Origin of the sequence: Microbulbifer variabilis ATCC 700307 (assembly GCF_000380565.1) — a bacterium.
GTDB classification, from domain to species: Bacteria; Pseudomonadota; Gammaproteobacteria; order Pseudomonadales; family Cellvibrionaceae; genus Microbulbifer; species Microbulbifer variabilis.
Genome location: NZ_AQYJ01000020.1, coordinates 1 through 15,332 on the forward strand (window position 1 = coordinate 1; position 15,332 = coordinate 15,332).

Below are 15,332 nucleotides of genomic sequence, written 5' to 3' on the forward strand. Positions count from 1 at the left end.
CGCCTTTCTCAAGAACCGGAATATGGCTCTCGATCAGACTTAAGTCTTGCTCGGAATAAAACGTAAATCGAATTGTTCGAGTTACTTACTTCCGATAAATCTTTTTCTAGCCGAAGCTAGATGTATCGATTCATCACTCCGTAAGCACCCACACATATTGCTTGATCGAATTTTTAAACAACTCAGTTGAGCGCTCGGCTCTAACTGCGGGACGCGTATTCTACACATCCGGGCTGCTGAATCAAGTGATTTTTTGCAGCTTTTTTTTCGGTGATTTGAACTGCTCAAAGCGCTTTTCAAATCCCGGCAAGGTTGTTTCCACCCTTGCTTGAAGTGGTGCGCATTATAGCGACCTCTCCGTGCTTGGCAAGCTCTTTTTGAAGAAATTTTCTTAAGAAAATCAATTACTTGGAGCTGCCTTCCCGCTGCTGCCTGAGCAGCGAGGAGGCGAACTATACGGACTTCAGGGAGGGCCGGCAAGCACTTTTATGACAATTCTGTAAAAAAGTTTTTTTAAGCAAAAACCGGATAAAAAACCATCAATCAGCAAGGCTGAACAGATGGTACTTCTTCTTGCCCAAGCGCACGATAAAGTAGCTGTCGCCAAGTGCCTTTTCACGACTAAAAACCGTGGCCGGATTTGCGCTCATCTCCATACCAACAGCCTCTCCATTGACCAAAACCGCATTGCGGCCCAAGGCGTCTTTCACCGGTTTGCCTGAAGGAGCCATGCCCGCGTCAACCAATAGGTTAATCAGGCTTTGCTCGCCGAAACCTTTCGGAAGTACAGAAGAGGGCAAACCATCAAGACGCAATTGTTCCAAATCACCTGTGGACAGGTCAGCGATATCTCCAGAGAAAAGCGCACGGGAAATACGTTCCGCGGCAGCCAGGCCTTCCTCACTGTGAACCAGACGGGTAACTTCGCGCGCAAGGATACCCTGGGCTTCGGGCCTGCCGGCACGTTCACGGTCAGCAGTTTCAATCGCATCAATTTCATCGACACTAAGGAAAGTGAAGTAACGCAGGAATTTGTACACATCTGCATCAGCAGTATTCAGCCAAAACTGGTAAAAGGCATAAGGGCTGGTGCGCTTAGGGTCGAGCCAGATAGTGCCGCTTTCTGTTTTACCAAACTTGGTGCCGTCTGCTTTAGTCACCAATGGCAGAGTCAGGCCAAAGACTTTACCACGGTGTTGTCGACGGGTCAGATCTACACCACCGGTAATATTGCCCCATTGATCTGAACCGCCAATTTGCAGGGTGCAATTGTGCAATTTATACAGCTCGGAGAAATCCATTGATTGCAGCAACATGTAGGAAAATTCGGTAAAGGAAATCCCCTCCCCTTCACGTTGGATACGCTGCTTTACGGATTCCTTGTTAACCATATTGTTAACAGAGAAGTGCTTTCCTACTTCACGCAAAAAATCTAGCACGTTCAAATCGCGCGTCCAGTCGAGGTTATTCGCAACAACTGCACTATTCCCACCGCATTCGAAATTAATAAACTGGGAAACTTGGCTCTTCAGTTTATCCACCCAGCCAGCAACAACATCGGGCGTATTAAGGCTGCGCTCTTGCGCCTTGAAAGAGGGGTCGCCGATTAAGCCCGTGGCACCGCCTACAAGCGCTATGGGCTTATGTCCCGCCGCCTGAAACCTCTTTAAAGTCAGCAATGGTACTAAACTACCTATATGAAGGGAGTCTGCGGTAGGATCAAAGCCGCAATAGAGGGTTCGACTCTCCGACAAATGCTGCGTCAGTTCGCCGTCACCAGTCGCTTGATTGATTAATCCGCGGCGGTCCAAGTCTTCAAGCAGTGTCATGTCGACCCCAGCCATGCTTTCCCCTCATCTTCAGGCTTGAAATTAGTACCGCCGGACGGCGGCAAAATGCGCTGCAACATTACCGAAGTTTGCAGCAAATACAAGCGGGCAAAAGCGCTCGACACGACCTGTAAAACTACTGCCAAGGAACTTACTCATGGATAGCCGGGTCAATTACCCCGTGAACCAAGGCGGCTTTTTTGCTATAAAGCCCTTTCAATGCCTGTTTTTTAAACACCCTGATTTTCAAGCGCAGATAACAACCACAGCCGGCGCCGCCCATTAATACCATGCAAAATCATCGCAAACCGACTTCACGTGTCCGTATTGGCGCCTTGCCCAAACACTTTCCGCGAGTACACGCACTAACAGCTGGTGTCGCTGCCTGCGTACTCGTATTGGCGTTATTTATTCCCACTCCAGAGGTAGAAGCCAAGCGCATGCCCCTGGACGTCAATCTCTCCTCCTTAGATGAAGACACGCTGGAAATTGACAAGCAACTGGCGGCTGTCTCGCCCCGCCAGAGCATTCCCTTGGCGAGTGCGACGGTAGAGGCAATACAGTCCCTGAACCTCACGGTGCGCAACGGAGACACCCTTTCCGATCTGTTCAAGCGTGCCAAAGTGAGCGCAGGCGAAATGTATCAGCTGCTTGGCAGCGGCAAGGAAGCTAAGAAACTAGCGCGTCTAACTCCCGGTGAAGAGCTGACATTTAAGGTCAACTCCGAAGGCCAACTGCAAAGTCTGGAACTACAAAGAGACCGTCTCAACCAAGTCAAATTTACCCGCGCGGAGGGTAATGACTTCCAGCATACGTTGGTACAGCGCCAGCCTGACAGCCACCCCGCCTATCGCCTAGCTCAAATTGACAGTTCCCTGTTTGTTGCCGGTAGTGAGGCCGGTCTGAGTGATAGCCTGATTATGGAAGTGGCTGATGTGTTCAGCTCCGATATCGATTTTGCATTGGATATACGCCAGGGCGACACCTTTAGCGTGATGTTTGAAGAGAAATTCCTGGATGGGGAAAAAATTGGCAACGGCCCCATTCTAGCGGTCAGTTTTACCAATCAGGGCCGCACTTACAGTGCAGTGCGCTACATCGACAGTAGCGGCGACGCCAATTACTACACGCCTGAAGGCAAAAGCATGCGCAAGGCATTTATTCGTACGCCGCTGGATATAGTGCGCATCAGCTCCCACTTTAATCCACGGCGCTTGCACCCGGTTTTCAAGTCGCGCCGCCCTCACAACGGCACAGATTATGCCGCCCCGCGTGGCACCCCGGTTTACTCGACAGGGGATGGCCGTGTGATCGCATCCGGTTACAGTAAGCCCAACGGCAATTATGTATTTATTCAGCACGGAGAACGTTACGTTACCCGCTACCTACACCTGACCAAACGCAAAGTGAAGAAAGGTCAACGAGTAAAACAGCGCCAAGTAATAGGCACTGTAGGCTCAACCGGGTACGCAACCGGTCCACACCTACACTACGAATTCCTGGTGGACGGAAGGCATCGGAACCCTGCAACAATTGTGCGCAAGCTTCCCAAAGCCAAGTCAGTGCCGTCCTCTGAAATGACGCGCTTCAAAAACCAGACTCAACCTCTGCTGGCAAAACTGGAAAACTACCAGGGCCCAGCATTGGCCAAACTTGACGAAAACAATTGATAAAGCGCCATTCAATATGCCCGATCTTTTTATCGGTCTGATGTCCGGCACCAGCGTCGATTCCATCGACGCTGCACTGGTCGATTTTGGCGGCGAAGAGAGAATCAAGCCGCGTATCCTGGCAGCTCTGGGCCACCCGATTCACCCCTCGCTGCGTGATGCCATCCTAGCCCTGTGCGCCCCAGGCCCCTCTGAACTGGATCGTGCCGGACAGTTGGACCGACAGCTCGGCCAGGCTTTTGCCGAGGCCACCAATACCCTGTTGGCCCGTGCCGGTATTGAGGCCAGCGCAGTAACCGCAATTGGCAGCCACGGACAAACTGTGCGGCACCGCCCGCCAGGCACTGTGACCTCCCCCTTCACTTTACAACTGGGGGACCCGAACACTATCGCAGCTTTGACTGGTATCAGTACAGTAGCGGACTTCCGCCGACGCGATATGGCCCTCGGAGGCCAGGGTGCTCCGCTAATGCCCGCATTTCACCGCGCCGCTTTTAAAACCGAGGGCAATCGCGCCGTGGTGAATATCGGTGGAATGGCCAATATCACCGAGCTGACAGCCGATGGCAGTGTATATGGTTACGATACCGGGCCCGGCAACGCCTTGCTGGACTATTGGGTGAACCTACATAAGAAGCAACCGTTTGACCGGGATGGCGCCTGGGCCGCTGGTGGTCGTGCCCACCCCGAGTTGCTCAATCGCCTGATGTCAGATCCCTATTTTGCTGCGGAGCCTCCCAAGAGCACCGGCCGTGAAACCTTCAATGCCAGCTGGCTGGAGCAGGCGCTAGCTGGCCTGGAGCTGTCTCCTGCAGACGTGCAGGCAACCCTGTCGGAAGTAACTGCCGCCAGTATTGCCGAGGCTGTGCATTTGTTCGCTGATGGGGGGGAACTACTGATTTGTGGGGGCGGGGCCAAAAATAAAGATCTGCTGTCTCGGCTGCAGAGACGACTGCCAACCTGGTCAATTACCGATACCGGCACTTATGGAATCGATGCCGACTGGCTCGAAGCTGTGGGCTTTGCCTGGCTGGCCCGGCAGACTCTACTCGGCCTGCCCGGCAACTGCCCCGGAGTCACAGGAGCAAAAAAAGAGGCTGTTTTGGGCGCCATTTACTCCCCCTGAAACACCGCTCAAATCGCCTAAAGTGCGGCTCAGATCGAGAAGGAGGAGCCGCACCCACAGGTTGAGGAAGCATTGGGGTTCTGCACCACAAAGCGAGATCCGGCCAAACCCTCTTCGTAATCAACATTGGCGCCAACCAAGTATGGATAACTCATGGCGTCAACCAGTACCTGGATACCATCTTTCTCAATGATGGCATCGTCTTCGGCAACCAGTTCATCGAAGGTAAAACCGTATTGGAATCCTGAGCAGCCACCACCGGTGACGAACACCCTGAGCTTGAGCTCCGGGTTGCCCTCCTCTTCCAACAGGCTCTTTACCTTGGCCACAGCTTTATCGGTGACTACCAGTGGCGCAGGAGAAAAGGATACAGCTTCTGACATAAGTCTCTCTCAACTCATCGGGACATTCGCAGCTCGCATAAAAGCTATGCAGAATGCAGCTACGGGGGCGTCATCTTGCTTAAACCCAGGAAACCAGTCAAGTATTTGCGAGCAACAGGCCCTGGTGCTACTCACCTGCCAGGCCGGTGGAGTGGGCTTCAGGAAGCCTCGATGACAGTCTCATCTTCCGAGTAACCGATCATGGGGGTCTCACCAGCGGAGCTAATATCCACGTTGGAAACCAGGGCCCCGTTCACCTGGGCACCCTTTACCATCTCAATCAGCTTATAGTGCACATTGCCTTCCACCATAGCCTTGGCCGCCAGCTCCAGGTGGCGCGTGGCGTACACATCGCCATTCACGTTTCCGTTAATCACGACCTGAGGAACACGGATCTCTCCCTCTATGATTCCGCCATCGACTATCTGCAGGCGCGCATCACTATCGCTATGAGCGGTGACATTGCCTTTTACCTTGCCCTCAATGACCAGATTGCCACGAAAGTGAATATCCCCAGATACTTCTGTCTGGCGCGCAATTAGGGTCGTGTGGTTACTACCGGAACTGGCCATAGCTACTTGTTTCTCTTTTTTTCTCAACATAATCCCTAAAACCTCATGCCTCTGGCATTAATGCTAGCTTTTCTGTACCAGCCAACCGTAGCGCTGTTCGATATTGAATCCCTTGCGCCCGGTAGACTTAAGCGATAACTCCACCCCTTCAGGAACAAAGCCCTCGGGGAGGCGCAGTTCGCCCTCAATATTCTGGAAGTATTTAAAACGCAGTGGAATGGATACGCTCTCCACCTGGTCAGACAAATCTTTTAGTGGGTAGCTTTTCAGCTCTCCATCCTGGCGCCCCACCACAGTGAAAGTGGCTGAGCCTTGAACCACGTTGCGTCGCACCGCCGACTGCTGGACTTGTAATTTGTATTGGTAACTCCGCGCATCAGCCGTCTGCGAAAGAATAAAGCGGCCTATAGATACTCCCTCACCACCATCTGCCGGGGCCATAACGCCGCGGTAAAAAGAGATTTCCTGCTTTAGCTCTGCGATCTGGTTTTCTTTCTGCACAAGCTCGGTTCGTACAGTCTCACTGGCCTGCTCACCAATCGCCAGGGACTGTTCAGCAGTTGCTGCACGCATGCGCAGAGTTTCATTTTCACTGTTCAACGCCTCAAGGCGCCCCAGTACCCTTGTGTACTCCCTCGTTTTTTCATCGAGGTTTTTACGCAGTTGATACTGTCCGGCGTAGTAAGAGCTGGCGGAAGTAACCAGTACCAACAGGGCGACACCACCTGCTGTGATTACACCTGAAAAGGGGCGATGGGGCACCACTTTCATACGGTACTGCTTGCTGCCTTTCACTCTGAGCTCCCAAAAATCCGCTACGGCTTAACCGGGTTTTATCGATTGTCGTATTTTTTTGATTCTAAGGCAGCAGCGCCGGGCTCTCCAAGCCCAACGTCTCAGTTAGGCCAAACATAATGTTCATATTCTGTATCGCCTGGGCAGAAGCGCCCTTGGCGAGGTTATCGATTACCGACATTACCAGCAGAGTATCCCGACCCTGGGGCTGCATCACGGAAATACGACACATATTCGTACCTCTCACACTACGGGTTTGAGGGTGACTGCCAGCGGGGAGAACATCCACAAAAGGCTCATTCTGATAGCGATTTTCAAACAACTGCTGCAATTCCAGTGGTGACATATCTGTCTTGGACTTCGCGAACAAGGTTGCGTGTATGCCCCGGATCATTGGCAGGAGATGTGGAACAAAGGTCACCTGGGCAGGGCTCGCCTCACAGGGTTGGACCCGTCGTAGCCCCTGCTCAATTTCGGGTAAGTGGCGATGGCCAGCAGCCCCATAGGCGCGGAAATTGTCGTTGTTTTCAGCCAATATCAAATCCGTCTTACCCTGGCGACCCGCACCGCTGGCACCACTAGCAGCGCTGGCGATTAAGCCCGCTGGTTCAATAGCGCCCGCCTCCAATAGTGGAATCCAGCCCAGCTGAATCGCAGTGGGATAACAGCCTGGGCAGGCCACCAATTGAGCACCAGCTATCTCGGCACGATTTACTTCCGGTAATCCGTATATGGCCTCCTGGGCCAACTCGGGAGCAGCATGCTCCTGGCCATACCACTGCTCCCAGGTGGAAATATCTTTGAGGCGGAAATCGGCGGAGAGGTCGATAACTCGTACACCTCTTTTAATCAACGCCGGCACCTGGGCCTGGGCAACCCCATGGGGAGTGGCAAAAAATACCACATCACAAGCGGACAATTGCTCAATATCCGGCTCACAAAAAGCCAAGTCATAATGGCCTCGCAAGCTGGAAAATAACTCCGCCACCGGGGTGCCTTTCAAAGAGCGTGAGGTGATTGCGGTAACTTCTGCTTGCGGATGTGTCGTCAAAAGCCTTAGCAGTTCAACACCTGTGTAGCCGGTGCCACCAACAATTGCTACCTTAATCACCTTGCTAAAATCTCCCGGTAAATCTGCCAACTGAGACGATAATCATAAAACCAGCCAAGCACTCTACCATAAGCCCCAGCACTTGAAGGATGTGCAGTGTCACAGCGCCCTAGGAAATTACTGAAAAACGCGTTAGCTCGGTGTTTACCCAAGACAAACAGCTTGGAACACGTGCGTTTACAACTCTCTGCCAAGGAGGCTTTAGCGCCACTAGTGGGTATGGCATTAATTACTGGGCTATTGGCTGGAGGTGTAACTATTCTCTTCCGCCTGGCAATGGAGTGGCCTACAACATTTTTCCTGTCAGTCCCCCAAAATTATGAATCCTTATCGCCTTTCTGGCGATTTGCCCTACCTGTGCTGGGCTCACTGGTGATCGGCATTATCTATCTGCTACTCAGCCCCAAGCGCTACGACGTCGGTGTGGTGCATGTTCTCGATCGCCTCTATAACCATCAGGGCAAAATGCCAATACAAAATGCTCTACTGCAGTTTTTTGCCGGCGCCATTGCTCTGATCAGCGGCCACTCTGTAGGACGTGAGGGGCCTGCTGTACACCTTGGAGCCGCCAGTGGCAGCTGGCTAGCACGTGTACTGCACCTGCCCAATAACTCGGCACGCAGCCTGCTGGGCTGCGGTGTAGCCGCAGCTATCGCCGCATCGTTTAATACTCCTCTGGCCGGGATGGTGTTCGCCATGGAAGTGGTGATGCTCGAGTATTCAGTGGTGGGTTTTTTACCTGTCATGTTGGCTGCAGTGACTGGCAGTGCCATCACCCAAATTACCTTTGGGCGTGAGCCAGACTTTAACGTTCCGGCTATCCAGCTTAACTCCCTCGCAGAGCTGCCTATCCTATTTCTCTGCGCACTCGCAATCGGACTCTTGGCAGCTCTATTTATTTGGGCCCACCGCAGCCTGACACGCCAACAGTATCGCTCCCCGCTACTGCGCTTCTTACTGGTGGGACTTGTAACCGGCACCTTAGGCATTTGGGTACCTGAAATTCTTGGTGGTGGCTACGACACCCTGCAAATGGCAATGCTGGGAGAATTGGGCATCGCCACATTAACGGTAATTGTTGCCGCCAAGTTGGTGGCAACAGCACTGGGTTCGGGGCTGGGTATCCCCGGAGGAGTCATAGGCCCAGCCCTGATTCTTGGTGCCTGCCTGGGGGGGATCGCCGGAGGCCTCGCCAATATGTGGCTGGGACCACACACCGCCAGCCCGGGCTTTTATGCAATGGTGGGTATGGCCGCAATGATGGCGGCAATGCTCAATGCTCCACTGGCAGCTTTGCTGGCAATTCTCGAACTGACCTACAATCCGAATGTCCTGTTCCCAGGCATGATGATGATCGTAGTAGCGATGCTTATTAGCAGACAGGTATTCGCCACCCGGGGGATTTACCAGGAAACCTTACGCGCCTTGAACAAGGCCGGGACCCCCACCTGGCGCCAACAAATGCTCAGTAGTGTCGGCGTAGCCAGCCAAATGGACAGAAACTTTGTCGTTGAACCAAGGGAAATCCCAGTTGATCAGGCGAGAGAGTTAATCGCTCAACACCCCCAGTGGATTTTGATCGACCTGCCCGATGAACCCGCTCCGCAATTGTTGCGTGCTGCCGACCTGGCCACATTTTTACAGGGTGCCGAAAAAGGTGGGGATACAGAAACCACAGTAAAACAAGAGGAGGAAAAACCTGGGCAGCCCCCCCTCATAGACCTGCTTAAAATTCCTGGCGAGCGTAAACAAATGGCCGAACTAAATTGGTGCGCCACCCTGCTCGAAGCCCAGCAAAAACTGAAAAGCACTGGAGCCGATGCCCTGTATATCAATCGCCATCAGAGCGGCTCACTGGACAATCGCATCGCGGGCATTATTCTGCCGCTACAGATCGATAACTTTTACCGGAAATAAAATAATTTCGCGTTTCTTTTTGAGGGGATATTCAATGCTGTGGATCAAGGCTTTTCACATTATCGCCATGGTGTGCTGGTTTGCTGCGCTTTTCTACTTGCCACGCCTTTTTGTCTACCATGTCGATGCCACAGACGCCGTAAGTCGCGATCGCTTTTGCATTATGGAGCGACGCCTGTACCGCGGTATCGCCATTCCCGCGATGATCGCTACCGTAGCTCTAGGCATCTGGCTCTACAGCCTAAACCCGGCTTACTACACATCCGCAGGCTGGATGCACGCGAAACTTACCTTTGTCGTGCTGTTACTGGCCTATCATCATATGTGTGGAGCCTATGTGCGTAAGTTTGCCCAGGGGGCCAATACCCGTAGCGGACGCTATTTTCGTATTTTTAATGAGGTTCCGACTGTAGCCTTGTTTGCCATTGTGATTCTGGCTGTGGTCAAGCCATTTTAATTTGGCGCAGAATCATTCTTTGTATCGGGCAGCCAGCAACTAAAATTAGGCGCACAGCTTTTGGCAGTCATGTAGATTTTCTATGGATACACCGCAGCCCGTTATTCTGACCGTCACCCACCATGACCCTAGCGGCAGTGCAGGAATAGCCGCAGATACGGAGACGGCTGTCAGCCTGGGCTGCCATGCTGCCTCCGCGGTTTCCGCCATCAGTGTGTGTAACACTGGCGAACTGCTTGGGGTTGCTCCAGTAGATGAAAGCTTGCTAGTAGAGCAAACCCGCACAGTTCTGGAAGATATGCCGGTAGCTGCAATCAAGGTGGGATACCTGGGCTCCGTAGAGAATGTTCGGGCACTGCACAGCGTATTGCGGGACTACCCCGATATCCCGGTAGTGATCGACCCCGATGCCACACTGGCGGATAAGGAAAGTGTGTTGGCCCCCCCACTATGGGAAGCCATGGCCTCCCTACTACTCCCCTATGCCACCATGGTCTGCCCAAATCGCCGCGAAGCCCGCGCTATGGCGGTAGAGGCCGATACACATGACGCCATGGCCCAGGAGCTGCTTGAAAGCGGTTGCCGCTATCTGTTACTTACTGGCGTACCCCATGAGCAACAGCTACAAAACCGTCTCTACGACGAACGTGGCCTGATCCGGGAATTCCACTGGGAACGGTTGCCACCAGCGGCCTATGGGGTCTGCGGAACCCTGGCCACAGCGATCGCCTGCCATATTGCCCACGGCCTGACCATCATTGAGGCTGTCAGTCGCAGCCAACAGTATGCCTGGAGCGCCATTCGCGACAGCCGCCGCCTGGGTATGGGGCGGCCGATACCCAATCGCCTTTTCTGGTGTGAGCGCTAAAGCCTCTCCCTGCCCGACAAGTGACTTGCCGCATCGGTGTGAAAATCGGTGCGACCCGCCGGCCAACCCGAAATCCACACCCCCTGTGATCTCCACATTGTCCTCAAGGCCTGTCGCCGCGATAATGGTCCGCTGATTCTTGGCCTATTCCGTAATTTCTGAATGAATTCTATGAGTAAATCCGAGCAGCTCTTCGCAGAAGCACAGCAGTACATTCCCGGCGGCGTTAACTCTCCGGTACGGGCTTTCCGCGCGGTTGGCGGTACGCCGGTATTTATCCGCCGTGCCGAGGGCGCCTACCTCTACGACGCTGATGACAAGCGCTATATCGACTATGTACAGTCCTGGGGGCCCATGGTTTTAGGCCACGCCCACCCCGAAGTCATCGAGGCCGTTGTGGAGCAGGCTCAATCCGGCCTCAGCTTTGGCGCTCCCACCGAGCTGGAAACCGAGCTGGCCGAGGAACTCTGTCGGCTATGGCCAAATATGGATCTGGTGCGCTTCGTCAACTCCGGCACCGAAGCCACAATGAGCGCCATTCGCTTGGCACGCGGTTATACCGGACGGGATAAGATTGTGAAGTTTGAGGGCTGCTACCACGGCCATTCAGACTCATTGCTGGTAAAAGCCGGTTCCGGCGCCCTGACCATGGGCGTGCCCTCCTCCCCAGGGGTGCCTGCCGCCCTTGCGGACCACACCATCACCCTGAGTTACAACGATCCAGATGCTGTACGCGCCTGCTTCGAAGAGTTCGGTGATCAGATCGCCTGCATTATCGTCGAACCCGTAGCCGGTAATATGAACTGTATTCCCCCGGTGCCCGGCTTTCTGGAAACTCTGCGGGAAGTCTGCGACCAGCACGGCGCCCTGTTAATTCTTGACGAGGTAATGACCGGTTTTCGCGTGAGCCTGACCGGCGCTCAGGGCTTTTATGGTATCGAAGCCGATATTACTACCCTCGGTAAAGTAATCGGTGGCGGTATGCCAGTAGGCGCCTTCGGTGGCAAACGCAAAATTATGGAGCAGATAGCGCCACTGGGGCCGGTTTATCAGGCAGGCACCCTGTCCGGAAATCCGGTGGCCATGGTGGCAGGCCTGGAAACCCTACGCTTGGTAGAGGAGAGCGACTTCTACAAGCCACTGGTAGCCAGGACAGACCGCCTGGTGGAAGGCATTCTCGCTGCCGGGAAGACAGCAGGTATTCCTGTTACGGCCAACAAAGTTGGCAGCATGTTCGGCTTTTTCTTCACCGAGGAGTCAAAGGTCACCAATTACCAGCAGGTAATGGCATGCAACAATGAGCGCTTTAATCGCTTCTTCCACGGCATGCTCGAGGAGGGGGTCTATCTGGCACCAGCATCCTACGAGGCCGGGTTTATGTCCGCGGCTCACACCGATGAGGATATTGAAGCAACCATAGCCGCTGCAGAAAAAGTCTTTGCACGCCTCGACTGATTGCCCCCGCTACAGCACCTGCCGCCCGCAGGTGCTGCACTCCAACACTAAATCCCATTTTACCACTCGCACAAATCACAACCATTTCTCAGGTATTGGCGCGCTTCGACGCATAAGTCTTGTGTATTGTTAAAGCATCTACAAAAATGTATACATAATTTAAAAGGTATACATTTTGAATAAATCGCCACTTTTAGATACCAGCCTCTCCACTGTCAGCGCCGGGTTCATCACAGTTCTGGTAGGAGTGGCCAGCTCAGCAGCGATTGTTTTTGAGGCCGCACGGGCTGCCGGTGCCGACCAGCTAATGACCGGCTCATGGATCGGTGCCCTCGGATTGGGAATGGGGCTAACCTGTATCGCCTTTTCCTGGTATTACCGGGCTCCCGTGATTACTGCGTGGTCGACCCCAGGCGCAGCATTGCTGGCCACCAGTCTCACCGGGATTCCGATTGCCGAAGCTATTGGAGCTTTCGTCTGCAGCGCCATATTAACTCTGCTGGTAGGCCTTTCTGGAGCCTTTGACCGGGTCAATCGTCTGGTACCAACCCCCATCGCCAGTGCCATGCTCGCAGGTATACTGTTGCAATTTGGCCTCTCTGTATTCACATCCCTGCAAGCCCAGCCAATTCTTGTTGGCGCTATGTCCCTAACCTACATAGTTGGGCGGAGATGGGCGCCGCGGTATGCCATTCTTTTGGTACTCATGGTCGGGGTCTCAGCCTGCTGGAAGCTACAATTGATCGCTTTCGATCAAATCCACTGGAAAGCCGCACAACCCGTATGGGTTACTCCGGAGTTTCGCCTTTCCACTTTGATCGGTATTGGGCTGCCTTTGTTTATCGTCACTATGACCTCCCAGAATCTGCCCGGTGCCGCAACTCTGGCTGCCAGCGGCTATGGAAGAGTGCCCATTTCCCCAGTCATCAGCGGTACGGGCCTGGCTTCCCTACTACTGACCCCTTTTGGCGGGTTTGCCTTCAACCTGGCCGCTATTACGGCGGCAATTTGCACCGGTCCTGAGGCGCATCCCAATCCAGACAAGCGCTATACCGCCGGTATTGCGGCCGGTATCTTTTATCTAATCGTGGGCTTGTGTGGTGCCAGCGTAGTGGCATTATTTAGCGCTTTTCCACAGGAATTAATCGCCGGCCTTGCGGGCTTGGCATTGATAGGGGTCATTGGCAATAGCCTGGCAAGTGCTACGGCAGAAGCAGAACATCGAGAAGCGGCAATCATCACATTCTTAGTCAGCGCTTCAGGTATTAGTTTGTTTGGTGTCAGCTCCGCATTTTGGGGGCTACTGGGCGGGCTCGCCTGTTACTGGCTTTTTAACCGCAGGAGTTCATAAGCTCCAATGGGCCTATACGATAAAATCAAAGCAGATCTACAGCGGGGGCGCTTCATCCCAGGGCAAGTATTAAGGCAGGTTGAACTTGCTGAACTCTACGATGTAAGCCGTATCCCGGTACGGGATGCCCTGCATCAACTTCGAAATGAAGGCTGGCTCTCACCACACGGCAAGCGCGGTGTTGCAGTGCCTCAGTTTGACCCTATCGAAGTAGAGGACCTCTACCTGATGCGTATGCGCCTCGAGCCCCTATTGCAGACCCTGGCGCTAGATAAGCTCAGTGGGGAAGTACTGGGGCGAGCCAACGATATTCTCGATTCGATGGAGGCCAACCCCCAAATGTCCGCCGAACTAATCGGCAACCTGAATTGGCAGTTCCATGCCTGCATTTACAAGGCAGCCGAGCGACCAACGCTTTTTTCTGCAGTGGAACAACTACACCGCCAGTGTGAACGCTATATCGGTTACCAATCCCGCAGCCTGCAATACCAAAACACTAGCCAGGGGGAGCATTTCTCCATTCTCAAAGCCCTGAAAAGGGGAGATAGAGAGCTAGCCACAACATTACTGACACAACATATTGAAGCCGCCGGTAAATCACTGGTGCGCTATCTGCGCTCAGCTCAACCCTGAATGGAGGCTAACTGCGGGGACTTATGGAGCCTCCGAAATCACCGCAGTAAGCAATTTGATATGATGGCCGCCAATTGTGGCTGCAGGATTTCTGCAGCCTTATGGATAGTCGGAGTAAATGCCCTATGAGTCAAAGTCTCGGCCGCGGTGCCTATCCCAACACCCGCCTGCGCCGCCTGCGTGCCCAGGATTTTTCGCGTCGCCTGGTGCGTGAAACCCAGCTCAGTTGCGATGACCTGATCCTGCCGCTGTTTGTAATCGAGGGGCGCAACGAAACCCAAAAGGTAGCCTCTATGCCAGGGGTGGAGCGCCTGAGTGTGGATTTGTTGGCGAGAAAAGCGAAGCTACTGCAGCAACTGGGCATCCCCGCAGTGGCCCTGTTTCCCGTGGTAGATCCCTCGGCAAAATCAGACTGCGCCAGTGCCGCCCACGATGCCGATGGCTTGGCCCAGCGCGCCGTGCGTGAGCTGAAAGATGCTGCGCCTGAGCTGGGCGTCATTACCGATGTAGCCCTGGACCCCTTTACCAGCCACGGCCAGGACGGGCTGATGGACCACAGCGGTTATATCGTCAACGATGAAACTGTAGAAGTACTGGTGCAGCAGGCTCTATCCCATGCAGCTGCCGGTGCAGACATGGTCGCACCTTCAGATATGATGGACGGTCGCATCGGCGCCATTCGCCAGACTCTCGAAGGGGCAGGCCACACCAATACCCTGATTATGTCCTACGCGGCCAAGTACGCCTCTGCCTACTACGGCCCCTTCCGCGACGCGGTTGGCTCAGCGGGCAATTTGAAAGGCGGCAGTAAAGCCAGCTACCAGATGGACCCAGCCAATACCGATGAAGCCATACACGAGTGCGCTCTGGATCTGCAGGAAGGTGCTGATATGGTGATGGTTAAACCGGGTATGCCCTATCTGGATATAGTACGCAGGGTGAAGGAAGAATTGCGAGTGCCCACCTTCGCCTACCAGGTGAGCGGAGAGTACGCGATGCACTGTGCCGCCTTCGAGAACGGCTGGCTACAGCGGGAGGCTGTTATCTTGGAATCACTGCTCGCCTTTAAGCGCGCCGGTGCAGATGGCATCCTCACCTACTTCGCCGAAGAGGCCGCACGACTGCTGCAGAGCTAGTCGTCAAGAATCGCGCGCGACTCTCGGTC

Annotated in this window: 14 protein-coding genes; 9 read left to right on the forward strand and 5 right to left on the reverse strand. The window is 53.9% G+C overall.

Features of this window, described 5'->3' with window-relative positions; translation table 11 throughout:
- Nucleotides 1-539: 539 nt before the first annotated feature.
- The gene (gene tyrS, locus G367_RS0102265; RefSeq protein ID WP_020411467.1) at nt 540-1,844 is read right to left on the reverse strand and encodes a tyrosine--tRNA ligase; all 1,305 of its coding nucleotides are present in this window, start codon (nt 1,842-1,844) and stop codon (nt 540-542) included.
- Nucleotides 1,845-2,119: 275 nt separating this feature from the next.
- Here tyrS and G367_RS0102275 point away from each other — a divergent pair, with 275 nt between their 5' ends.
- Together G367_RS0102275 and G367_RS0102280 are read left to right on the forward strand one after the other, a co-directional pair.
- The gene (locus G367_RS0102275) at nt 2,120-3,499 is read left to right on the forward strand and encodes a peptidoglycan DD-metalloendopeptidase family protein (RefSeq protein ID WP_020411469.1); all 1,380 of its coding nucleotides are present in this window, start codon (nt 2,120-2,122) and stop codon (nt 3,497-3,499) included.
- Nucleotides 3,500-3,515: 16 nt separating this feature from the next.
- Complete coding sequence (locus G367_RS0102280) at nt 3,516-4,625, forward strand: anhydro-N-acetylmuramic acid kinase (protein WP_026304892.1); 1,110 nt, start codon at nt 3,516-3,518, stop codon at nt 4,623-4,625.
- Nucleotides 4,626-4,654: 29 nt separating this feature from the next.
- On the opposite strand, the gene erpA is transcribed toward G367_RS0102280, so the two are convergent.
- From erpA to argC, 4 genes are all read right to left on the reverse strand, one after another.
- Nucleotides 4,655-5,008 (reverse strand): iron-sulfur cluster insertion protein ErpA, encoded by a 354-nt coding sequence (gene erpA, locus G367_RS0102285; RefSeq protein WP_020411471.1) that lies wholly within the window; start codon nt 5,006-5,008, stop codon nt 4,655-4,657.
- A 158-nt stretch (nt 5,009-5,166) separates the two neighbouring features.
- A complete protein-coding gene (locus tag G367_RS0102290; protein WP_157533300.1) occupies nt 5,167-5,610 on the reverse strand; it encodes a bactofilin family protein in 444 nt (147 codons plus the stop codon).
- A gap of 33 nt (nt 5,611-5,643) precedes the next feature.
- Entirely contained in the window at nt 5,644-6,375 is a 732-nt protein-coding gene (locus tag G367_RS0102295) for a DUF6776 family protein (protein WP_020411473.1), read from the reverse strand.
- Between the two features lie 64 nt (nt 6,376-6,439).
- Nucleotides 6,440-7,486 carry an N-acetyl-gamma-glutamyl-phosphate reductase gene (gene argC, locus G367_RS0102300; protein WP_026304893.1) on the reverse strand — a complete coding sequence of 349 codons (1,047 nt, stop codon included), beginning with the start codon at nt 7,484-7,486 and terminating at the stop codon, nt 6,440-6,442.
- Nucleotides 7,487-7,657: 171 nt separating this feature from the next.
- On the opposite strand from argC, the gene G367_RS0102305 reads away from it, so the two are divergent.
- From G367_RS0102305 to hemB, 7 genes are all read left to right on the forward strand, one after another.
- The gene (locus tag G367_RS0102305; RefSeq protein WP_245556647.1) at nt 7,658-9,403 is read left to right on the forward strand and encodes a chloride channel protein; all 1,746 of its coding nucleotides are present in this window, start codon (nt 7,658-7,660) and stop codon (nt 9,401-9,403) included.
- Between the two features lie 34 nt (nt 9,404-9,437).
- Entirely contained in the window at nt 9,438-9,860 is a 423-nt protein-coding gene (hemJ, locus tag G367_RS0102310; RefSeq protein WP_020411476.1) for a protoporphyrinogen oxidase HemJ, read from the forward strand.
- Between the two features lie 82 nt (nt 9,861-9,942).
- Nucleotides 9,943-10,728 (forward strand): bifunctional hydroxymethylpyrimidine kinase/phosphomethylpyrimidine kinase, encoded by a 786-nt coding sequence (gene thiD / locus G367_RS0102315; RefSeq protein WP_020411477.1) that lies wholly within the window; start codon nt 9,943-9,945, stop codon nt 10,726-10,728.
- Nucleotides 10,729-10,899: 171 nt separating this feature from the next.
- The gene (gene hemL / locus G367_RS0102320) at nt 10,900-12,183 is read left to right on the forward strand and encodes a glutamate-1-semialdehyde 2,1-aminomutase (protein ID WP_020411478.1); all 1,284 of its coding nucleotides are present in this window, start codon (nt 10,900-10,902) and stop codon (nt 12,181-12,183) included.
- Between the two features lie 175 nt (nt 12,184-12,358).
- Nucleotides 12,359-13,534, forward strand: coding sequence for a benzoate/H(+) symporter BenE family transporter (locus G367_RS0102325; RefSeq protein ID WP_020411479.1), 1,176 nt, complete (start codon nt 12,359-12,361; stop codon nt 13,532-13,534).
- A 6-nt stretch (nt 13,535-13,540) separates the two neighbouring features.
- Entirely contained in the window at nt 13,541-14,167 is a 627-nt protein-coding gene (locus G367_RS0102330; RefSeq protein ID WP_020411480.1) for a GntR family transcriptional regulator, read from the forward strand.
- A 125-nt stretch (nt 14,168-14,292) separates the two neighbouring features.
- Complete coding sequence (gene hemB / locus G367_RS0102335) at nt 14,293-15,303, forward strand: porphobilinogen synthase (RefSeq protein ID WP_020411481.1); 1,011 nt, start codon at nt 14,293-14,295, stop codon at nt 15,301-15,303.
- Nucleotides 15,304-15,332: the final 29 nt, after the last annotated feature.